Below are 21,684 nucleotides of genomic sequence, written 5' to 3' on the forward strand. Positions count from 1 at the left end.
AGCCGCCCGCACCGACCCGCGCCCGGAGGCCGCCATGCCCGCACCTCCCCCCGATCCGGTCCACCACCCCCACTTCGCGCGGTTCTACGCCCGCGCGAGCACAGCCGCCGAAACCCGGGCCGGCATGGCGGCCCTGCGCCGCGAACTGCTGCACGGCGTGTCCGGCCGCGTGATCGAGATCGGCGCGGGCAACGGGCTGAACTTCGCCCACTACCCCCGCGCCGTCTCCGAGGTCGTCGCCGTCGAACCGGAGCGCACGCTGCGCCACCTGGCGGCCACCGCCGCGCTGCGCGCCGAGGTGCCCGTGGACCTCGTACCCGGGGTGGCCGAGGCCCTGCCCGTCAAGAGCGAGGCCTTCGACGCCGCCGTCGCCTCACTGGTCCTGTGCACCGTACGCAACCTGCCGCAGGCCCTCGCCGAGATCCACCGGGTGCTGCGCCCCGAGGCCGAGCTCCGGTTCCTCGAACACGGGCTCGCGCCCGGTCCCGGGATGGCCGGTGTCCAGCGGGCGCTGGACCGGACCGTCTGGCCCCGCCTGTTCGGCGGCTGTCACACCGCCCGCGACCCGCTCGCCGCGATCGAGGCCGCCGGGTTCCGGATCGTCTCGCAGCGCGCCTTCCGGCTGCCCGAGCGCGGGCCGGCCCTTCCCACCTCGTACTGCGTGATCGGTTCCGCGCGCCGCGTCCCCTGACCGTTCACCCGTGCGGCGGACCGACCATTTCCGACGTCGTCCGTCAGCGGCGCGACCCGGGGCGTCCGGATGTCCCGCGGCCGGTGGCAGCCGGCCGCGTGCCCCGCCCGTGCGCCGCTGCGCCCGCGTCGTGTGGGCATGTCGTGGCCCCGGGCCCCTCGGCGGCGTCCTTCCGGGTGTCCGGCACGGCGGCCGGGTCCACGCCGTGGCGGCGGCGATATGAAGATCGCTCATGTGCTCGTCGCGCCAACCGCGCATGCTCGGCCGGAAGCGCGGCCATTCTCCTGGGGTGTGTCCTTCCCGCCCGGGTGACGGGCCCGTCGCCCCGGGCGCGTCCGATCGCCCCCGACCGAAGGGGTGTGAGCGTCCGCCCATGGGCGAGCCCCGCGATACCCGGCCCCCGTGCGCGTCGAGGCGACGCCGCGCGCCGCTCCTCCGTCTGCCCGATCATGGGACGGAGGTGAAACGCCGATGACCGAAGTGCTCCTGCTCGTCCTGGCGCTGCTGCTGTGCCTCGCCTGCGGGGTCTTCGTCGCGGCCGAGTTCTCGCTGACCACCGTCGAGCGCAGCGAACTCGAACGCGCCGTGGAACGCGGCGAGCGGGGCGCGGACAGCGCCCTGACCGCCGTCCGCAGCCTGACGTTCCAACTGTCCGGCGCACAGCTCGGCATCACCGTGACCGGTCTGGTCATCGGCATGCTCGCCAAGCCGTCGATCGCGGCGCTGCTCCAGGGTCCCTTCAGGGCCATGGGCATGTCGGCGTCGGTCGCGTCCTCGACGGCCCTGGCCCTCGGTACGGCGTTGTCGACGGTCGTCCTGATGGTCGTCGGTGAACTCGTGCCGAAGAACTGGGCGATCTCCTCGCCGCTGGCGATCGCCAAACGCGTGGCGACCGCACAGCGGGTGTTCAGCCGGGCGTTCAAGCCGTTGATCAGCCATCTGAACACCACGGCGAACCATCTGGTCCGGCGTTTCGGCATGGAGCCCGCCGAGGAGCTGGCGTCCGCCCGCAGCCCGCAGGAGCTCGTGGCCCTGGCCCGGCACTCCGCGAAGGCGGGGGCGCTGGAGGAGGACACGGCCGAGTTGTTCGTGCGGACCCTGAACCTGGCCGACCTGACCGCCGAGAACGTGATGACCCCGCGCGTCCAGGTGACCGCCCTGGACGTGCAGACCACCGCGGAGGACGTGGCGAACGCGACCATGGCGACCGGCCTGTCCCGCTTCCCGGTCTATCGGGGCAGCCTCGACACCGTCGTCGGCATCGTCCACATCAAGGACGTGCTGGCGCTGCCGGCCGAGGAACGCCACCGCCGCCCCGTCTCCCAGCTGCTGCGCGAACCGCTCCTCGTCCCCGAGTCGCTGACCGTGGACCGCCTGCTGGACCGGCTGTCCGGCAGGCGGACGATGGCCGTCGTCATCGACGAGTACGGGGGCACGGCCGGGGTGGCCACGCTGGAGGACATCGTCGAGGAGGTCGTCGGCGAGGTGCGCGACGAGCACGATCCGCACGAGACCTCGGACCTGGCCCCGGCGGGTACGGACGAGTCCGGTCGGCCCCTCTACTCCGCCGACGGAGCCGCCCGCATGGACCAACTCCGGCAGATCGGCCTGCACGTGCCGGACGGGCCCTACGAGACCCTGGCCGGGCTGATCGCCACCGAACTGGGGCGGATCCCGGCGGTCGGCGATCGGGTGGAGCTGGACGGCTGGCAGTTGGACGTGGTCGACGCCGGAGGGCGACGGGCCGCCCGAGTCCTGCTGCGCCTGCCCGTCGGCGTCGTGGACGGTGGCGGACCGGAGGAGGTGCGATGACCGTCATCCAACTGCTGATCGGTCTGGCGACCCTCGTCGTCAACGCGTTCTTCGTCGGCGCGGAGTTCGCGCTGATCTCCGTCCGGCGCAGTCAGATCGAGCCGTACGCCGAGGAGGGCGACCGGCGGGCGCGCGCGGTCCTGTGGGGCCTGGAGCACGTCTCCGCGCTGATGGCCGCCGCGCAACTGGGCATCACCTTGTGCACCCTGGTCCTGGGCATCGTGGCCGAACCTGCCATCGCGCACCTGCTGACCCCGGTGTTCGACCTCGTCGGGGTGCCGTCCGGACTGACCCACGCGATCTCCTTCGTGGTGGCACTGGCACTGGCGACGTACCTGCACATGTTGTTCGGCGAGATGGTGCCGAAGAACGTGGCGCTCGCCGAGCCCGTGCGCACCGCGCTGGCTCTCGGTCCGCCGCTGGTGACCCTGACCCGGGCACTGCGGCCGGTGATCTTCGCGATCAACGCGTTCGCCAACGTCCTGCTGCGTCTTCTGCGCGTGGAGGTGAAGGACGAGGTCGCGGCGACCTTCTCCGACGACGAGCTGGCCCGGATGGTCAAGGACTCCAGCGACGCCGGGTTGATCGACGACCGGGCGAGCGAGCGGCTCCACGACGCCCTGGAGCTGGGCCGCCGGCCGGTGACCGATGTGGTGCTGCCCTCGGACCAGGTGGTTCCGGCCCGGTTCGGCATCACCGCGGCCGGGTTGGAGCAGTTGTCCGCCGCATCGGGGTACTCCCGCTTCCCCGTGATCGACCCGAAACACCGGATCCTTGGATACCTCCACGTCAAGGACGCGCTGGACGTCACGGAGCGGGACGATCCGTTCCCGGTGTCCGCCCTGCGCCCGATCGCGCAGGTCCGGGCGGAGACCCCGCTGGACGACGTCCTGACCGCCATGCGTCGCAGCCGCACGCACCTGGCCGCGGTACTGGGGGCCGACGGTGTGATGACGGGGCTGGTGACGATGGAGGACGTCCTGCGCGAGCTGTTCGGCAGGCCGACCTCCGCCTGAGCCGGGTCCGGGGCGGGCGGTACCCGGCGCTGCGGACGCCGGGTACCGCGCGGTAGCATCGCTCCCGCCATGGAGATGAATGCGTCTTACACCAGTTTTGTCGCGGTCGGCGACTCCTTCACCGAGGGCATGTCCGACCTGCTCCCGGACGGCTCCTACCGGGGCTGGGCCGATCTGCTCGCCGCCCGCCTCGCACGCCGCGAGCCCGGTTTCCGGTACGCGAACCTCGCCGTGCGCGGGAAGCTCATCGGGCAGATCGCCGGTGAGCAGGCCCCGGTGGCCGCGACGATGGGCGCGGACGTGGTGACCCTGGTCGGCGGGCTGAACGACGCCCTGCGGCCGAAGGTGGACATGGGCCGGGTCCGCGGCCACCTGGAGGAGGCCGTGGCGCTGCTCGCCCCCTCCTGCGGGCAGTTGGTGCTGATGCGTTCCCCGGGCCGCAACGGACCCGTCATGGACCGCTTCCGCCCTCGCATGGAGGAGCTCTTCGTCATCCTCGACGAGCTCGCCGAGCGGCACGGCGCCCTGCTGGTGGACCTCTACGGGGCTCCCGTGCTCGCGGAGCCCCGCATGTGGGACGTCGACCGGCTGCACCTGACGGCCGAGGGCCACCGGCGGGTGGCGGAGGCCGTCTGGCAGGCCCTGGGGCTGCCGCCCGAGGAGGACTGGCGGCTGCCGCTGCCCACCGCGGTCCCCATGCGCTGGCCGGCCCGTCGTACCGAGGACCTGCGCTTCGCCCGCCGACACCTGCTCCCCTGGATCGGCCGCCGCCTGACGGGCCGCTCCTCGGGTGACGGCCTCCCCCCGAAGCGCGCGCAGCTGCTGCCCTTCGAATCTTCGCGGCCTTCGTAGCAAGGCACAATCCCGGGCGGTGTCCGGACCTGCGTAAACGCACAGCCGCGGCCCAAGTAGAATTCCTCCACGTGACAGCCAAGCCCCGCATCCCCAATGTCCTGGCCGGCCGCTACGCCTCTGCGGAGCTCGCCGTCCTGTGGTCCCCCGAGTACAAGGTGACGCTGGAGCGGCGGCTGTGGCTCGCCGTGCTGCGCGCCCAGAAGGACCTCGGCATCGACGTCCCGGACGCCGCCCTCGCCGACTACGAGCGCGTCCTGGAGACCGTCGACCTCGCCTCCATCGCCGAACGCGAGAAGGTCACCCGGCACGACGTGAAGGCCCGGATCGAGGAGTTCAACGCCCTCGCCGGACATGAGCACGTCCACAAGGGCATGACCTCCCGCGACCTCACCGAGAACGTCGAGCAGCTCCAGATCCGGCTCTCGCTGGAGCTCGCCCGGGACCGTACCGTCGCCGTCCTGGCCCGTTTGGGGAGGCTGGCCGGTGAGCACGCCGAGCTGGTCATGGCGGGCCGCTCGCACAACGTGGCCGCTCAGGCGACCACCCTGGGCAAGCGCTTCGCGACCGCCGCCGACGAGCTGCTGGTCGCCTACGCCCGCCTTGAGGACCTGCTGGAGCGCTACCCGCTGCGCGGCATCAAGGGCCCGGTCGGTACCGCACAGGACATGCTCGACCTGCTGGGCGGCGACGCCGCCAAGCTCGCCGACCTGGAGCAGCGCATCGCGACCCACCTGGGCTTCGCACAGGCCTTCACCTCGGTGGGTCAGGTCTACCCGCGCTCGCTGGACTACGACGTGGTCACCGCGCTGGTGCAGCTGGCCGGCGCCCCCTCCTCGATCGCCAAGACGATCCGCCTGATGGCCGGCCACGAGCTGGTCACCGAGGGCTTCAAGCCCGGCCAGGTCGGTTCCTCCGCGATGCCGCACAAGATGAACACCCGCTCCTGCGAGCGCGTGAACGGCCTCATGGTCATCCTGCGGGGCTACGCCTCAATGACCGGCGAGCTGGCCGGTGACCAGTGGAACGAGGGCGACGTGTCCTGCTCCGTGGTCCGCCGGGTGGCCCTGCCCGACGCGTTCTTCGCCTTCGACGGCCTGCTGGAGACCTTCCTGACGGTCCTCGACGAGTTCGGCGCCTTCCCGGCCGTCGTGGCCCGCGAACTGGACCGCTACCTGCCGTTCCTCGCCACCACCAAGGTGCTGATGGGCGCCGTCCGGGCCGGGGTGGGCCGCGAGGCCGCACACGAGGTCATCAAGGAGCACGCCGTGGCTTCCGCCCTCGCCATGCGCGAGCAGGGCGCAGAGCGCAACGAGCTCCTGGAGAAGCTGGCCGCCGACGAGCGGATGCCCCTGGACCGGGCCCAGCTCGACGCCCTCATGGCCGACAAGCTGTCCTTCACCGGCGCTGCCGGTGACCAGGTGGCGACCGTGGTGTCCCGCATCGAGGCCATCGCGAAGCAGCACCCGGAGGCCGCTGGGTACGCGCCGGGGTCGATCCTCTGACCTCCGACGAGCTCGATGCCGCCCGTGACCGCGTCCTCCCGGACGTGGTCGCGGGCGGTCTGCGTGTGCTGTTCTGCGGGATCAATCCTGGTCTCCTGTCCGCCGCGACGGGCCACCACTTCGCCCGCCCCGGCAACCGTTTCTGGCCGGTCCTGCACCTGTCGGGGTTCACGCCCCGCCGGCTGGCCCCGGAGGAACAGCAGGAGCTGCTCTCCTACCGTCTCGGCCTCACCAATGTCGTGGCCCGGGCCACCGCCCGCGCCGACGAGCTCGGTGCCGATGAGTTCATCGAGGGCGGTCGGATCCTGACGGCCAAGGTGGAGGCCCTGCGCCCCCAGTGGCTGGCCGTGGTCGGTGTCACGGCCTACCGCACGGCTTTCGGCGACAGGAAAGCCGTCATCGGCCCCCAGGAACGCACCATCGGAGCCACCCGGATCTGGGCCCTCCCGAATCCCAGTGGCCTCAACGCCCACTGGACGGCGGAGTCCATGGCCCAGGAGTACGCCCGCCTCCGCGCGGCCGCCGATACCCCGCCCGCCGCCTGACCTCGGGCCCGACCCATCCATCCCGTCGGCGCATGCCCCAAGCGGTCGCGCACCCGGAGCCGGTTGGCCCCGGGAGGCCCCTGCCGTGCCGGCGCCCACCGTCACGGCAGGCCATCGCGGGGCGGGGCGCGGGGCCGGCGGCACGGTCGTTGGACGGCGCCGTTGGATGGCCAGGCGCCCCGGTGCTCGGCCGGCCTACGGCGGGTCCACCACCGTGACCGCCGCCATCAACAGGTAAGGGTCGTCTTCGCCCCACCGGGCCACGCACACCACCAGCCAACTGTCGTCGGCGCGCCAGAGGTACAGGTGGTCGGTGGTGTGGCTGAGCTCCCGCCACGGCTGCGGGATCTCCTCTCCCTGGAGGGCGCGGACCGTCAGGGAGTCCGGGGAGAAGACCTGCGGCTCCCCCCACCGGTCGCTCAGTGCCTGGGTGAGCGCGCCGTATTCGGCTCCGATCTGGTCGATCGCCTCGCCGCGGTACGCACCGTCGTCCTCCCAGAAGTCCCGGGTCCCACCGAGCCGGACCAGGTGGTACCCGTGGCCGCTGGCGTGCCGGCCGAGCCGGACCGGCGTGTCCACGAAGGCTTGTGCCCGTAGGCGGTCGATCAGGTCGAGCTGCTCTCCCGTGGTCATATCGTCAGTATTCCGGGGGCCACTGACATCTGGCCCTGCGTCACGCGTCGCGGCGTCGCATCGCGAACCAACCGGTGGCCAAGGCCGTCACGCTCCATATCGCGGCCACTCCGAGCCCCGTCCAGGGACCGAGGGATCCACCTGCCTCCGACCTCATCACGAACTGACCGGCCCTGTCCGGCATGAAGTCCATGCCTCCTCCGACGACCTGACCGACGACGAAGGGCACGAGCAGGAGCAGGGGTATGAGCAGCCCCATCACCAGGGTGCCGCTGCGCAGCAGGGCCGTCAGCCCGGCTGCCAGGAGGGCTATCAACATCAGGTGGATCCCGCTCCCGAACACGGCGCGCAGCGCACCGGGGTCGTCCAAGGACAGGGCGTGGTCGCCCCTGAAGGCCTGGCCGCCGAGGAAGGTGACGAGGCCGGTGACCTGCCCTACGGCGAAGGCGAGTCCGGCGATGACGGCGACCTTGGAAAGGTAGAGCGCGGTCCGGTTAGGTACAGCGGTGAGGGAGACCCGCAGCGCGCCGTTGCGGAACTCGCTCGCGAACGCGGTGGCACCGAAGGCAACGGCTGCCACCTGACCGAAGTTGATTCCGAAGAAGGCGGCGAGCAGGCGGTCCTCCCCGAGGGCGTCCGCCTCGGACGTTCCGCTCGCGGCGGCGGTGAGGACCGTGATGCCGACCGTCGCGGCGAAGACGGCCACGAGTGACCCGAGGACCGCCCGGGCCGAACGTATCCTGATCCATTCCGAGCGCAGCACGGGCAGGGTCGGCAGGGCGGTCGCGGCCCCCGCGGGGGCGGGTCGGGTGGTGGTGATCATGTCGGTGACTCCCGTCGTGACGTCAGGCGGTGTGGGCGGTGAAAGGGGTGCGGTCGGCTGTCAGGTCGAGGTAGGCCCGTTCCAGCGAGGCCCGCTCGTCGGCGAGTTCCAGCAGGGGGATGCCTTCCCGGGCCGCGAGCGTCCCGAGCCGTTCCGCGGATATGCCTTCGACGGTCCAGCGCCCTTCCACCCCGGGGATCATGGTGAAACGGTCGCGTTCGAGCGCGGCCCGCAGCCGGTCCGGTTCCGTGGTGCGCAGCCTCACCCGGGGCGTGCTGCGGCCCTCGATGAAGTCCTTCAGGGAGCTGTCCGCCAGGAGCTTTCCCTGCCCCAGGACGACCAGGTGGTCGACGAACGAGGCGGACTCGCCCATGAGGTGACTGGAGACGAGGACGGTACGACCCTCGGCCGCGAGTCGGCGCATCAGCTCACGGATCCAGATGATGCCCTCCGGGTCGAGGCCGTTGGTCGGCTCGTCCAGCAGGAGCACCGCCGGATCGCCCAGGAGAGCGGCCGCTATTCCGAGGCGTTGCCGCATCCCGAGCGAGAACACCCCCACCCGTTTCCGGGCGACCGCTGTCAGGCCGACCTCCTCCAGGACCGCGTCCACGCGTGGAACGGGGATCCTGTTGCTCACCGCCAGGGCGAGCAGATGGTCCCGGGCCCGGCGGCCTCCGTGTGCGGCCTGCGGGTCGAGCAGGGCGCCCACCTCGCGCAGCGGATGGCGCAGTTCCGTGAACATGCGTCCGCCGATGGTGGCGGTGCCGGCGGTCGGCCGGGTCAGCCCGAGCAGGAGCCGCATGGTGGTGGATTTACCGGCGCCGTTGGGGCCCAGAAAGCCTGTGACACGGCCAGGCATGACGTCGAAGGTGAGGTGGTCCACGACCCGGTGGCTGCCGTGGTCCTTGGTCAGTTCGCTGATCTCGATGCGGTTCATGACTCAAGATTCGCCCTGGGGCAGCACCTGTTCCCTCCCCCGAGCGAGGGTGCCGTCTCCCCCACGTGGGGGAGACGGTCGTGGCCGGCGCGCTGCCAGGATGGGGGCATGTACAAACTGCTCCGTGCGCCGTTCCGGCCGGTGACGTACTCGCGCTGGCTGCACTTGTGCGTTCCCCTGCTGCTGTTGGCCATATGGATGTTCATCAACCCGCGTTGGCCCTGGATGCCCTTGCTGATCGTCATCCCGTTCGGCTTCGTGCCGTGGGTACGGCTGGCCGAGGGACTCCAGGCCCAGTTCCTCCTGACCCCACAGGACCGGGAGGCCGATCGCAGGGGCGGCCGGGGCGACGGCGACGACCCGGGACTCGGCCGGATCAGCACCACCCCGTCGGCGGGCTGGAGCGATCGGTGGCGGACCTTGCTGTGGCTGGAGGTACGGCTGGTGGTGGCCGGAGCGGCCATGTTCGCGACGGTCTGGCTGCCTCTGCTGTCGGTGGAGTTCATCGCGACCGCTCTCGGGCACCCCCTGAGCCCCGACCTGGCGCTCCCGTTCACCCCGCCGCGTTGGGCCGCGGCCCTCCTCGTACCGGTGCCGCTCGTCGTCCTCATCGTGCTGGTGATCCTGCTCGGCGAGCTGATCACCGGGATCGCCCACCGGTTGCTGGGGCCCTCGGCTGCCGAGCGGCTGACCGCGCTGGAAGCCCGCACCGAGCAACTGTTGGAACGGACCCGGATGGCTCGGGAACTCCACGACTCCATCGGGCACGCGCTGACCGTGGCCGTCGTCCAGGCCGGGGCGGCGCGAGCGGCCAAGGACCCGGAATTCACCGACCGGGCACTGAACGCGATCGAGGAGACGGGGCGGGCGGCACTGGAGGACCTGGAGCGGGTACTGCTCGTCCTTCGCGAGTCCGCGCGACCGCCGTCGCAACGACCCACTCTGGCGGAGGCCGACCGCCTCCTGGAGTCGGCCCGCGCGTCGGGCGCGCAGGTGGAGGCAGAACTGTCGGGCGCGTTGGCGGAGTTGCCCGGCCCTGTCACCCAGGAGGGGTACCGAATCCTGCAGGAGGCGCTCACCAACGTGTTGCGGCACTGCGGTCCGGTGCCCGTTCGGGTGCGGGTGGAAGTGGCGACCGGCCGGCTGGACCTGGAGGTGACGAACCCCCTTCCCGAGCGGCCGGTGGTGACGAGCCGGTCCGGGAGCGGGCTCCGAGGGATGCGGGAGCGCGCGGCGCTGCTCGGGGGCGAGGCCGAGACCGGTCCGTACGAGGGCGGTTGGAGGGTGCACGCCCGGCTTCCGCTGGAGCGAATACCCTGACCGGATGCCGGTTACCGTACTGCTCGTCGACGACGAACCCCTGGTGCGCGCGGGTCTGCGCGCCGTACTGGAGTCCCAGCCCGACATCGAGGTGGTGGGGGAAGCGGCGGACGGCGCCGCCGTCATCCCCCTCGTCCGCCGGTTGCGCCCGGACGTGGTGGCCATGGATGTGCGGATGCCGCTGCTCGACGGGATCGAGGCGACACGGGCGGTTCTGAAATCGGTGGACTCGCCGCCGAAGATCCTGGTCGTCACGACCTTCGAGAACGACGAGTACGTGTACCAGGCACTGCGCGCCGGTGCGGACGGGTTCCTGTTGAAGCGGGCCCGCCCCGCGGAGATCGTGCACGCGGTCAGGCTGGTGGCCGAGGGCGACACGCTCCTGTTTCCCTCGGCCGTCCGGGCCCTGGCCGCCGAGTACGGCAATCGGGAGGCGCGCAGCATCCTCAAGCGGGCCGCGCTGACCGAGCGCGAGGAGGCGGTCCTGCGGCTGATGGCTCGCGGTCTGACGAACGTGGAGATCGCCGGTGAACTGATCGTCGGCACCGAGACCGTGAAGTCACATGTGAGCGCCATTTTGGGCAAGCTGGGGGCTCGGGACCGCACCCAGGCGGTGATCACCGCGTACGAGTCCGGATTCGTCGCGCCGGCCTGAGGGGAGGCCCTGGTTCCGAACTTGGGGGGCTGCTTCTCGCCGCCGCGCCGGGCACGCAGTACGATCCGGCTGACAGGGCCGCTAGCTGGGAGGACACACGTTGGGGCAGCTGACCGGCGGGGATCCTTCTCTGCTCCGGCGAATCAATTCGGCCGTGGTGCTCCGGGCACTGCGCGCGGCCGAATCGCCGACCCTCACCGACCTCACCCGGGTCACCGGGCTGTCCCGTCCCACGGTCGAGGGCGTCGTGGAGGGCTTGATCGGCACCGGGCTCGTCGTGGAGGCAGAGGCGGAGGAAGGCGCGCGCCGGCAGGGCCGGCCTGCACGGCGCTACCGCTTCCGCGCCGAGGCCGGGCATCTGCTGGGCATCGAGATCGGTTCGCACCGGGTCGCGGTGTTGCTGTCCGGGCTGGACGGAAGGGTGATCGGCGCCGGAACCAAGGACGTTGCCGAGAACGCGTCGGCCGATGAACGGTTGGAGCGCGTCAGAGCGGCCGTGGCCGACCTCCTGCGCCGCGCCGGCATCCCCCGCGACTCGCTGCGGGCGGTCGGCGTCGGCAGTCCCGGGATCGTGGAGGCGGACGGGACGGTCCGCCTCGGCACGGCGCTGCCCGGCTGGACGGGGTTGCCTCTGGGGGAACGCCTACGGCGTTCGTTCCGCTGTCCGGTGCAGGTGGAGAACGACGCCAACGCGGCGGCGGTCGCCGAGCACTGGAAGGGGGCCGCGCGCGATACCGATGACATGGTGTTCGTGATGGCGGGCCTCAGCCCGGGCGCGGGCTCTCTGATCGGCGGGCGACTGCACCGCGGCTTCGGCGGCGCGGCCGGTGAGATCGGCGCCCTGCACCTGCTGGGACGCGAGGCCACGCCGGAGCGGCTCCTGTCGACGACCGGCGAACCGTTGCACCCCCTGGACGAGCCCGCGGTCGCCGAGGTCTTCGCGATGGCCAAGCGGGGCGATGAGCGTGCGGTGGCCGCCGTGGAGCGGTTCCTGCAGCGGCTGGTCCACGATGTGGCCGCGCTCGTGCTGGCCATGGATCCGGAGTTGGTGGTCCTCGGTGGCTGGGCCGCCGGTCTGGACGGGGTCCTGGAACCGCTGCGCCGGGAACTGGAGCGGTACTGCCTGCGTCCTCCACGGGTGGTGCTCTCCATGCTCGGTGAGGCCGCGGTGGCCACCGGGGCGCTGCGACTGGCTCTGGATCACGTGGAGGAAGAGCTCTTCGCGGTGGAGAAGACGGTCACCGCCCGCCGCTGAACCCGGCGGTCGGGGCCGAAGGCCGTGGCAATGGCCCCCGGGCCCCGGGAGTCGGCCCACGGAGCCCGTTCGGGAGCGGAACCGGCGGAGTCGGCGCGTGAACGCGGAAGCGGACGGTGGCCGGTCGCCACGAGCCGCGCGCGTGCGGTCCGCCCGTGTCCACGACCGGGGACGGGAGCGAGAAGGGGTACGGGTACGGGTACGGGTACGGAACAGCGGAGCGCTGCTCACCTCGACGCCACGGCGCGCGGGGGGCCACCGGTACGGAGTCGAGCGGCGCGGGCCCGGGGGCCCGGGCATCGAACGTTTCGGGCGGGGTTAGCGTCGGGGGTATGCGTCAACCGTCGAGACCACAACCCCTGACCGACTCCGAGGTCGACCTCGTCGAGCGTGACCTCGGGGTGTCCCTCCCGGCCGAATACCGGGCGTGTTTGCAGGATGAGGCGCCGGCCCAGGAGGTGTTCCGGCCGCCTCGGGTGGAGCTCGGTTGGGACTGGGGCTTCGGTTGGCACCGGCCCGCGGAGCTGGTGCGGCTGCCGTTCCCGCACCCCGACTCCTACGCCGCCGCGGAAGCGGACCTGGCCGCACGCGAGCCGCTTCCGGAGGACTTCCCGGACGTGCGGGCACACATCGCGGCCTACGACGCGTGGGACCAGGAGTACGAGGTCTTCCAGGACGCCAAGACCGCCGGGGCCGTGGTGTTGCAGGAGAACGGCTGCGGCTTCCGGACGTTGCTGGCGGTCGCGGGTCCCCTCTCGGGCACGGTGTGGTGGGACGGCCGCGCCTCATGCGATCTGATCGTCCCGCTGTCCCTCGACCATCCGGGCGGAGCCCGGCCCGTCACCTTCGGCGAGTGGCTCCGCCACGGCTCGTGGCGATTGCTGCCGCCGAACTGGGGCCGGCCCGAAGGGGAATGACGTGCCGCCGACGACGTGATCCCCCCTTCGGACCACGATCGGAAGGACTCCATGCCGTGGTTGCCGTGGTCCGCGGATCGCTCCGCCGCCGGGAGCGTGATCGGGCGTTGGCAACCCGGTGGCCGGCCTCGCGGTCGCTGTAAGCAGCGATCCCACCTGGCGTTCCGGCCCCGATCAGCAGACGGGTCGAGAGGGAACAAGGCCTAAGGGCTGTCCCGTAGTCCCCGGCGGGCGCACGACGCCGGCCACGGCACCTCGCCGCGTTGTCGGAAAGCCCGAATACCCCCGGTATGAGGGCGCTTCCTCCGCCTTGCGAGGCACCGCGTCCGACGCCGTGCGCCGATCCACCGGGGACTACGGGACAGCCCTTGGGGGCAGGCGGGCCGGGGTGCGGACGGCGGCCGTATCGTCCGCGGCGTCACAGCCCCGCGGGTACCGCCGCACCCCGGATCCGAGGTGCGGCGTCGGGGTGCGGCGTCAGGTCAGGAAGCGGCGCGGGTTTCGGTGATCTCGACCCCGGAGTCGCCGAAGGTCAGCCGGCAGGTGTCGGCGCGGTACGTGGCCACCGACACGGCGGCGGTACCGGCGGCGGTGAAGTACCGGGTGGTCACGAGGAGCACGGGTGCTCCGGGCAGCCGGTCCAGTTCCTTGGCGTCGTCGGCGCGGGCCGAGCCCAGCTCCACCGAGCGGTCCTGCCCGTCGAGCGCGAGGCGCTGGAGTTCCCGCAGGACTGCGCGCGCCCGGGCGGGTCCGGCGGGGGCGTCGATGGCGGAGAGCCCGGGTACGGACGCGGCGGGCACATGGAGCAGTTCTGCGGCGACGGCCTGGCCCTGGGTGACGCGGGTCCGGCGGACGGTGTGCACGGGCTGGTCGGCGGGGGTGCCGAGGAGCTTCAGGACAGCGGCGGTCGGGATGCAGTCGACGGCGTCGACCGGCTCCCAGCCGTCGGCGCTCTCCCCGGGCCAGCTGTGCTGGGGGCTGCCGACGGCGACGCCCACGCGCGGCGGGGCGACGGTCGTGCCGACGCCGCGGCGGCGCTGGAGGCGTCCTTCGAGTTCGAGCTGTTCCAGCGCCTGGCGCAGGGTGGCCCGGGCGACTCCGAAGCGTGCGGCGAGCTCGCGCTCGTTCGGGAGGACCTCGCCCACGGCGAAGTCCTGGTCGAGCGCCTCACTGAGGACGTTCTTCAGGTGCCAGTACTTCGGCTCCGGCACTGATTCGAGCTGCGTGGTCCCCACCCTGACTCCTCCTGCGTTCGCCGCTTCGCCGTGTTCCAGCGGCGGTTCCGCGCCGCAGTTCCGTGCCTTTGTTTATTAAAGGTTCCTGCACTATCCCTGCGACGATAGGACGGCGCCACCCCTTGGTCAAGACCAATCCTCGCCGCTTTGCCGGGCAGATCGGGCATATGTAGCAAGCCGTTCACAGGATGTTCTCGCCCCTACCCCTCTTGACGGGAAAGCTTGTAGCCGGGTGCTACCGGGCGGTAATCATGGGGGCAGTCGTTACTGACGGCCTGTCTCACACGCGTCCACCCGACGAGGAGCAGCATGACCGCCACGGTCTCGTTCACGATCGATTCACAGCCGGGTCCTCTGACCGCCACCGTCTCCTACGAACGTGAGGGCGCGGGCGAGCCGCTCCTTCTCCTGCACGGCATCGGCCACCATCTCCAGGCCTGGCACCCGGTGGCCCACGTGCTGGCCGCCGAGTACGACGTCATCGCCGTCGACCTGCCGGGCTTCGGCGCCTCGCCGGCGCTGCCCGCGGGTGTCACCTACGACCTGGACACCGTCACGCCCGCGCTCGGGGCGCTGTGCGCCGCACTGGGTGTGGAGCGCCCGCACGTCGCGGGGAACTCGCTCGGCGGGCTGCTGGCGCTGGACATGGGGCGGCGGGGCCTCGCCCGGTCGGTGACCGCCCTCTCCCCCGCCGGGTTCTGGTCCGAGCCCGAGCGGCGGTACGCGTTCACCGCGCTCCGCGCGATGCGGGCCGGCGCGGCGGCGCTGCCGCTGCCGGCCCTGGAGCGGCTCTCCCGCAGCGGCGCCGGTCGGGCCGCGCTGACGGGCACGATCTACGCCCGCCCGGCGCGGCGCGCTCCGGAGGCCGTGGTCGCCGAGACGCTGGCGCTGCGCGGGGCCACCGGTTTCGAGGAGACGCTCGCGGCGGGCGGCTCCGTACGGTTCCTCCACGACGTGCCGGGGCTGCCCGTGACGATCGCCTGGGGCACCCGGGACCGGCTGCTGCTCCGCCGCCAAGGGGTGCGCGCCAAGGAGACGCTGCCCGGAGCCCGACTGGTGCGCCTCCGGGGCTGCGGTCACGTGCCGATGAACGACGATCCGGCGCTCGTGGCCCGGGTCATCCTCGACACCGCCCGCGCGGCGGGACGGGGCACCGCGCCACTCGCGGCCTGACCCGGGGCGTTGGGCCGCGACGCGTGGCCCCGCGGGCCCGTGGACCCGCGGGGCGACGCGGCATGGTGGGCAACACGCCACCGTGGGGCGCGGGCGGAACGAACAGCCCACCGGCACCCGAAGCCGCCGCCGCGACGGACAGCCCACCGGCGCTGGTCCGGGCAGTGCGACGGCGGCGGTCCGCCCGCCGCGACGGCGCCGGTCCGGGCAGTGCGGCCCCGCGCACGCCCGCACGCCCCCACACCCGATCGCCCGGTCACGGGTGTTCATCCACGGTTCGCGTGGGCGACGCGGCCGGGCCGGTGTGCGGCGGCACACTGGTCCGGCCCGTCCCCGCCGCCCCCTGGAGACGCACCGATGGCACCCATGCCGCACACCCGACGGTCCCTGCTCGGCGGGTCGCTCGCCCTGCCCCTGGGTCTCGCCCTGTCCGCGGCCTTCGCCGCGCCCGCCCTGGCCTCCCCCGTGGGCGCTCCGGCCTTCACCCGGTCCGGCCGCCCTGCCGCGCGGTGGGGTACGCAGACCGGCGAGGTCACCGCACACTCGGCCACCGTCTGGACGCGCTCCGACCGTCCGGCGCTGATGTCCGTGGAAACCTCGCCGAGCGAGTCGTTCCGCTACGGGGTGCGCCGCCACGGCGGCCCGTTCCTCGGTCCGGCCACCGACTTCACCGGCACGACCACCCTGCGCGACCTGCCGCCCGGCCGGCGGATCCACTACCGGATCACCCTCGCCGACCCCGACGACCCCCGCCGGACGAGCGAGCCGCTGCGCGGTTCGTTCCGCACCACGCCCGTCTCCCGCGGCCACGACGTGCGCTTCGTATGGTCGGGTGATCTGGCCGGGCAGGGCTGGGGCATCAACCCCGACATCGGCGGATACCGGGTCTTCGAGGAGATGCGACTGCGCGATCCCGACTTCTTCCTCTTCAGCGGCGACGCGATCTACGCCGACGGCCCGATCCAGGCCACCGTTCCGCTGCCCGACGGCCGGATCTGGCGGAACGTGACGACCGAGGAGAAGGCGAAGGTCGCCGAGACTCTCGCCGAGTTCCGCGGGAACTTCCGCTACAACCTGCTCGATCGGAATCTGCGGGAATTCTACGGGCAGGTCCCCGTGATCGCCCAGTGGGACGACCACGAGGTACGCAACAACTGGTATCCGGGCCAGTTGATCGACGACCCCCGCTACACCGTCCGGGAGGCCGACGTGCTGGCCTCCCGGGCCCGCCGGGCCTTCGGGGAGTACTTCCCCGTCACCGACCTGCGCGGCGGCCGGGACGAGGGCCGGATGTACCGGGTGGTGCGGCACGGCCCGCTGCTCGACGTGTTCGTCCTGGACATGCGGACCCACCGCAACGCCAACTCCCCGAACCGGCAGACCGAGGACCCGGTCGGCATCCTCGGCACGGAACAACTGGCATGGTTGAAGCGGGAGCTGTCGCGTTCGCGGGCCACCTGGAAGGTGATCGCCTCCGACATGCCGCTCGGCATCGTCGTCCCCGACGGCACCACGAACTTCGAGGCCGTCGCGCAGGGTGACCCGGGAGCCCCGCTCGGACGGGAGCTGCAGATCGCCGACCTGCTGCGACACATCAAGCACCAGCACGTCACGGGAACCGTCTGGCTCACCGCCGACGTCCACCACACGGCCGCCAACCACTACGCGCCCGAGCGCGCGGCCTTCTCCGACTTCGAGCCGTTCTGGGAGTTCGTGTCCGGTCCGGTCGGCGCGGGCGGGTTCCCCGCCGGGCGGCTCGACGCGACGTTCGGGCCGCGGACGGCCTACGTCCGATCGGCGCCGGTCGCCAACATGTCCCCGGCCGAGCACCCCCCGTACTACGGCGAGGTGGAGATCGACGGGGGCAGCGGGGAACTCACCGTCCGGCTGCGTCGCCAGGGCGGTGGCGTACTGTTCACGAAGGTGCTCCGGCCGGGTCTCGTGGGGCAGGCGTGAAACCCGGCGCGACCCGCCCGCCCGTCGGACGGGCGTGCAGAACGGCGTCGCGGGCTCCGCTGCGGGTGCGGCATCGGAAACCGGATGGAAAACCGGGAGAAACCGGCCAGATCGATACTTAACCAGTCGGTCACAGATCGTTCGCGATCACGCAACACCCCTGCGCCACAGTGGTGTGCATGACTGACCGTAACCCCGCCTCCGCCCCCCGTCCGCACCGTCACCACTGGCGCCGTGACCTCGTCGAACTCGCGGCCCTCTTCTGCGCCGTGGCCGTGGCCGACGGCATCGCCAATCTGGTCGTGCACGGCCCGCGGGGCCCGATCCTGCTGGTCGCCTCCGCCGTGGCGCTCCTCGTCACCGCGGCCTTCCACACCTGGTGGGCCCGGCGCCACAGCCATGCCCCGCCGCCTGCGGGCACACCCTCCGATCCGGTGCCCGTGCCGTCCGCCACGACGGGCACGGGCACGGGCGGTACGGACGGCACGGGTACGACCGCCGCGCTGTGGCGGATGCGGACGACGGTGCGGGACGAGCCCGGCAGCCTGGCATCCCTCTGCACCGCGCTCGCCCGCAACGGCGTGGACATCCTGACCCTGCAGACCCACCCGCTCCCCGAGGGCGGCACGGTCGACGAGTTCCTGCTGCGCGCCCCGCAGCACTTGCCCTCCGCCGAGCTGACGCGGACCGTGGCCCGGGCCGGCGGCCACAGCACCTGGATCGAGCGCGCCGACGCCCACGACCTGGTCGACACCCCCACCCGGGTCCTCGGTCTGGCCACCCGAACCGCACTGGACGCCGCCGAACTGCCTCTCGCACTGCGTCAGCTGCTCGGCCGCTGCACCATTCACTCGATTCCGGCGACCACCCTGTCGGGCCGCCCCAACGCGGGCGCCGACGCCCCCGTGGAAGGGGTCCTGGAGGCCACGACGATGCGGCTGCGCGACCCCTCCGGCGGCGCCATCAGCGTGGAACGGCCCTATCTTCCCTTCACCCCGACGGAGTTCGCCCGGGCCCGCGCCCTCGTCGAGCTCGACGCCCGCCTCGGTCCGCGCGTTCCGCGCGGCCGGCACGTCCTGACCCTGCCCGAGGGCAACGAGATCACCGTGCGCCGCGCCGACGGCTCCGACCTGCCGGCGGCCCGCGCCATGCACGACCGCTGCTCCGAGCGCACCCTCGGCCTGCGCTACCACGGCCCCGTCGCGGACGCCGACCGCTACCTCGGACACCTGCTGAGCCCCCGCTTCGGCCGGACGGTCGCCGCGACCACCGCCTCCGGCAAGCTCGTCGCCCTCGGACACCTGCTGTGGGACGGCGACGAGACCGAGGTGGCGCTGCTCATCGAGGACGAGTGGCAACGCCGGGGCATCGGATCGGAGTTGCTGAGGCGGCTCCTGGCGATGGCCGTCGAGGCCGGGTGCGACAGCGTGTACGCCGTCACCCAGGCCTCCAACACCGGCATGGTCGCCGCGATGCGCGGCCTCGGGCTTCCCCTGGACTACCAGATCGAGGAGGGCACACTGGTGATCACCGCCCGACTGGACGCGACCCCCGTCAACACGCGCCACGCCTCCGGGGACCCGCAACACGCCCAAGCCCCGTCCGAACACGGCCACCGCTACTGATCGTCACGCTCCTGACCCCCTCGCGTGCGACGACGGGACCTTGCCGACGGGCCCCGGCGCGTACCGCCGGGGCCGACGGCGTCCCGGCCGGGAGCGGTATGGCAGTGGGATCTCGGGGGCCGGTGGAGGCCGGATGGGGTGCGGGCGGAGCACGGTCCGGGCGGGTTGCCGCCCAGCGGGAACCGCACGGTCCGGCTTCCGGTGGCTGCCGGGTCCGCCACCTCGTGCGAAGTTCCGTACGGACGGCGGGCGGCGGCCTCGCGGACGGCCCGCGCGCCACCCGCCGATGCCCCCGCGTCAGGTCTCCGGGCCGTCACGGTGATGACGCGGGACGGTTCCGCATACGAAGATGGCCGCATGTCAGAGACCCTCCACAGTGACAGCGCAGCCCGTCTGCCCCGTCAGGTCGCCGACGCGTACGTCGACGACCTCATCGCCATCGACCCGATCACGGGCACCTACCTCGGCGTCGCGGCCAGCTCCGGCAAGCTGCCGGACTTCTCCCCGGCCGGCCGCGCCGCCGCCGCCGACCTGTTGCGCACCACCCTGGCCGCGCTCGACGCCGCCGAGCGGTTGCCCGGCGCCGACACCGAGGCCGAGCGGCGCTGCGCCCGTCTGCTGCGCGAGCGGCTCGACGCCGAACTCGCCGTCCACGAGGCCGACGAGGACCTGCGCGCCGTCAGCAACATCCACTCCCCCGCCCACTCGGTCCGTGAGGCCTTCAGCCTGACCCCGGCCGACACCGAGGAGGACTGGGCGGCGATCGCCGAGCGGCTGCGCGCCGTGCCGGACGCCCTCGCCGGGTACCGGGAGAGCCTCGCGCTCGGTCTGGAACGCGGGCTGTACGGAAGTCCGCGCCCCGCCGCCACCTTCGTCGAGCAGCTCGGCGTCTGGGCCGGCGAGGGCGAGGACGGCTCCCGGGACTTCTTCGGGGAGTTCGCGTCCGCGGGCCCGCAGGCCCTGCGCGCCGAACTGGACGCGGCGGCCGCCGGTGCGACGGCGGCTGTGGCCGAACTGCGCGACTGGATGCGGGACGTGTACGCCCCGGCCATCGCGGGCGCGCCGGACCCGGTGGGGCGCGAGCGCTACGCCCGCTGGGCCCGCTACTTCAACGGTTCCGACCTGGACCTGGACGAGGCGTACGCCTACGGCTGGGCCGAGTACCACCGGCTGCTCGCGGAGATGAAGACCGAGGCGGCCAGGATCCTGCCGGGCGCCGGCCCCTGGGAGGCGCTGCGGCACCTGGACGAGCACGGCACCCACATCGAGGGGGTCGACGAGGTCCGGTCCTGGTTGCAGGGCCTGATGGACGAGGCCATCGAGAACCTGGACGGCACCCACTTCGAACTCGCCGAGCGGGTCAAGCGGGTGGAGTCGATGATCGCCCCGGCGGGCGGCGCGGCGGCGCCGTACTACACCAACCCCTCCGAGGACTTCTCCCGTCCCGGGCGCACCTGGCTGCCGACCATGGGGCAGACCCGTTTCCCGGTGTACGACCTGGTGTCCACCTGGTACCACGAGGGCGTTCCCGGTCACCACCTCCAGCTCGCGCAGTGGCAGCACGTGGCGGACCGGCTGTCCCGCTACCAGGCGACCGTGGGCCTGGTCAGCGCGAACGTCGAGGGATGGGCGCTGTACGCGGAGCGTCTGATGGACGAGCTGGGCTACCTCAAGGACGCCGAGCAGCGGCTGGGCTATCTGGACTGCCAGATGATGCGGGCCGCCCGGGTGATCGTGGACATCGGCATGCACCTGGGGCTGGAGATCCCGGCGGACTCGCCCTTCCACCCGGGCGAGCGCTGGACGGTCGACCTGGCGCAGGAGTTCTTCGGGCTGCACAGCGGCCGTCCGGCGGACTACATCGAGAGCGAGCTCACCCGCTACCTGTCGATGCCGGGCCAGGCGATCGGTTACAAACTGGGCGAGCGCGCCTGGCTGCTGGGCCGGGACAACGCCCGCGCCGCGCACGGCGAGTCCTTCGACCTGAAGGCCTGGCACATGGCGGCGCTGTCGCAGGGTTCGCTGGGACTGGACGATCTGGTGGACGAGCTCTCCAAGCTCTGACCGCTCCGCCCGTCGGGCCGCCCCCTCCCCGGACGGGACGGGGGCGGCCCGTCGGCGTGGGGCGGCGGGTCAGCAGCCGCAGTCGTCCGAGTCGGTGGGCGCGGTCAGCGGGTCGGCCTCGGCGCGCCGCTCGGTGCCCTGCCAGGTCTCGACCTCGAAGCCCTCGCGGATCCAGTACTCGATGCCGCCGAGCATCTCCTTGACCTGGAATCCGAGTTCGGCCAGGGCGAGGGCGGAGCGGGTGGCCCCGTTGCAGCCGGGGCCCCAGCAGTAGGTCACGACGGGCACGTTCCGGTCGAGGAGCCGCTCCGCCTGCTCGGGGACCAGGGCTGTGGGGAGGTGGACGGCGCCGGGTACGTGGGCCTGGTCCCACGAAGGGGTGGAGCGGGAGTCGACCAGTTGGAATCCGAGCTCGGCGCCCTGTTCGCGGTGGGCCTTGAAGGCGGCGGCGACGTCCGACACGTCCGCGTGGAAGGCCAGGCTCGCGGCGAAGTACGCGGCGGCCGCGGCCGGGGTGGCCGGGGGGACCCGGAGCACGGGGTTCACGCCGGTGCCGGTCGGGACCGCGGTGTTCGTTGTCGTCGTCATGGACACGAATCTACGAACTGCCGAACCCCCGGGGAAGCGAGATTCCCCGGCCTTCGGCTTGTTCCCCCGGGGATTCCCCTGC

At 72.5% G+C, this 21,684-nt stretch carries 19 protein-coding genes; 14 read left to right on the forward strand and 5 right to left on the reverse strand.

Annotated features, from left to right (window positions below):
• Positions 1-34 precede the first annotated feature (34 nt).
• From ACZ58N_RS03240 to mug, 6 genes are all read left to right on the forward strand, one after another.
• Positions 35-691, forward strand: coding sequence for a class I SAM-dependent methyltransferase (locus ACZ58N_RS03240; RefSeq protein WP_471154958.1), 657 nt, complete (start codon positions 35-37; stop codon positions 689-691).
• A 471-nt stretch (positions 692-1,162) separates the two neighbouring features.
• Complete coding sequence (locus ACZ58N_RS03245) at positions 1,163-2,503, forward strand: hemolysin family protein (RefSeq protein WP_471154960.1); 1,341 nt, start codon at positions 1,163-1,165, stop codon at positions 2,501-2,503.
• The gene (locus tag ACZ58N_RS03250; RefSeq protein WP_471154963.1) at positions 2,500-3,519 is read left to right on the forward strand and encodes a hemolysin family protein; all 1,020 of its coding nucleotides are present in this window, start codon (positions 2,500-2,502) and stop codon (positions 3,517-3,519) included. Before ACZ58N_RS03245 ends, ACZ58N_RS03250 begins: the two co-directional genes overlap by 4 nt.
• Positions 3,520-3,588: 69 nt before the next feature.
• Positions 3,589-4,371: an SGNH/GDSL hydrolase family protein gene (locus ACZ58N_RS03255; protein WP_471154965.1), complete on the forward strand. Its 783-nt coding sequence runs from the start codon at positions 3,589-3,591 to the stop codon at positions 4,369-4,371.
• 71 nt (positions 4,372-4,442) lie between these two features.
• Positions 4,443-5,876 carry an adenylosuccinate lyase gene (gene purB, locus ACZ58N_RS03260; protein ID WP_471154967.1) on the forward strand — a complete coding sequence of 478 codons (1,434 nt, stop codon included), beginning with the start codon at positions 4,443-4,445 and terminating at the stop codon, positions 5,874-5,876.
• Positions 5,873-6,421 (forward strand): G/U mismatch-specific DNA glycosylase, encoded by a 549-nt coding sequence (gene mug, locus ACZ58N_RS03265; RefSeq protein WP_471155219.1) that lies wholly within the window; start codon positions 5,873-5,875, stop codon positions 6,419-6,421. Before purB ends, mug begins: the two co-directional genes overlap by 4 nt.
• A 195-nt stretch (positions 6,422-6,616) precedes the next feature.
• Here mug and ACZ58N_RS03270 read toward each other — a convergent pair whose 3' ends face one another.
• The 3 genes from ACZ58N_RS03270 to ACZ58N_RS03280 are packed head-to-tail and all read right to left on the reverse strand — an operon-like array spanning position 6,617 to position 8,814.
• A complete protein-coding gene (locus ACZ58N_RS03270; protein ID WP_471154969.1) occupies positions 6,617-7,054 on the reverse strand; it encodes a hypothetical protein in 438 nt (145 codons plus the stop codon).
• 40 nt (positions 7,055-7,094) lie between these two features.
• Complete coding sequence (locus ACZ58N_RS03275; RefSeq protein WP_471154971.1) at positions 7,095-7,877, reverse strand: ABC transporter permease; 783 nt, start codon at positions 7,875-7,877, stop codon at positions 7,095-7,097.
• 22 nt (positions 7,878-7,899) lie between these two features.
• Positions 7,900-8,814, reverse strand: coding sequence for an ATP-binding cassette domain-containing protein (locus ACZ58N_RS03280; RefSeq protein ID WP_471154974.1), 915 nt, complete (start codon positions 8,812-8,814; stop codon positions 7,900-7,902).
• Positions 8,815-8,922: 108 nt separating this feature from the next.
• On the opposite strand from ACZ58N_RS03280, the gene ACZ58N_RS03285 reads away from it, so the two are divergent.
• From ACZ58N_RS03285 to ACZ58N_RS03300, 4 genes are all read left to right on the forward strand, one after another.
• The gene (locus ACZ58N_RS03285; RefSeq protein WP_471154977.1) at positions 8,923-10,134 is read left to right on the forward strand and encodes a sensor histidine kinase; all 1,212 of its coding nucleotides are present in this window, start codon (positions 8,923-8,925) and stop codon (positions 10,132-10,134) included.
• A 4-nt stretch (positions 10,135-10,138) separates the two neighbouring features.
• Positions 10,139-10,789, forward strand: a complete 651-nt coding sequence (locus ACZ58N_RS03290; protein ID WP_471154979.1) for a response regulator transcription factor — start codon at positions 10,139-10,141, stop codon at positions 10,787-10,789.
• A gap of 100 nt (positions 10,790-10,889) precedes the next feature.
• A complete protein-coding gene (locus ACZ58N_RS03295) occupies positions 10,890-12,044 on the forward strand; it encodes an ROK family transcriptional regulator (RefSeq protein ID WP_281205222.1) in 1,155 nt (384 codons plus the stop codon).
• A 332-nt stretch (positions 12,045-12,376) separates the two neighbouring features.
• Positions 12,377-12,961, forward strand: a complete 585-nt coding sequence (locus tag ACZ58N_RS03300) for an SMI1/KNR4 family protein (protein ID WP_471154981.1) — start codon at positions 12,377-12,379, stop codon at positions 12,959-12,961.
• A 482-nt stretch (positions 12,962-13,443) separates the two neighbouring features.
• Here ACZ58N_RS03300 and ACZ58N_RS03305 read toward each other — a convergent pair whose 3' ends face one another.
• Positions 13,444-14,196, reverse strand: coding sequence for a GntR family transcriptional regulator (locus tag ACZ58N_RS03305; protein ID WP_471154982.1), 753 nt, complete (start codon positions 14,194-14,196; stop codon positions 13,444-13,446).
• Between the two features lie 309 nt (positions 14,197-14,505).
• Here ACZ58N_RS03305 and ACZ58N_RS03310 point away from each other — a divergent pair, with 309 nt between their 5' ends.
• From ACZ58N_RS03310 to ACZ58N_RS03325, 4 genes are all read left to right on the forward strand, one after another.
• On the forward strand, positions 14,506-15,369 hold the full coding sequence (locus ACZ58N_RS03310) for an alpha/beta fold hydrolase (RefSeq protein ID WP_471154984.1): 864 nt from the start codon (positions 14,506-14,508) through the stop codon (positions 15,367-15,369).
• Positions 15,370-15,735: 366 nt separating this feature from the next.
• Positions 15,736-17,325 (forward strand): alkaline phosphatase D family protein, encoded by a 1,590-nt coding sequence (locus ACZ58N_RS03315; protein WP_471155221.1) that lies wholly within the window; start codon positions 15,736-15,738, stop codon positions 17,323-17,325.
• 179 nt (positions 17,326-17,504) lie between these two features.
• Positions 17,505-18,950, forward strand: coding sequence for a GNAT family N-acetyltransferase (locus tag ACZ58N_RS03320; protein WP_471154986.1), 1,446 nt, complete (start codon positions 17,505-17,507; stop codon positions 18,948-18,950).
• 357 nt (positions 18,951-19,307) lie between these two features.
• Entirely contained in the window at positions 19,308-21,014 is a 1,707-nt protein-coding gene (locus tag ACZ58N_RS03325) for a DUF885 domain-containing protein (RefSeq protein WP_471154989.1), read from the forward strand.
• Between the two features lie 69 nt (positions 21,015-21,083).
• Here ACZ58N_RS03325 and ACZ58N_RS03330 read toward each other — a convergent pair whose 3' ends face one another.
• On the reverse strand, positions 21,084-21,602 hold the full coding sequence (locus tag ACZ58N_RS03330; protein WP_471154992.1) for a rhodanese-like domain-containing protein: 519 nt from the start codon (positions 21,600-21,602) through the stop codon (positions 21,084-21,086).
• Positions 21,603-21,684 lie beyond the last annotated feature (82 nt).

The sequence above is a fragment of the Streptomyces sp. NPDC040432 genome, assembly GCF_055595445.1.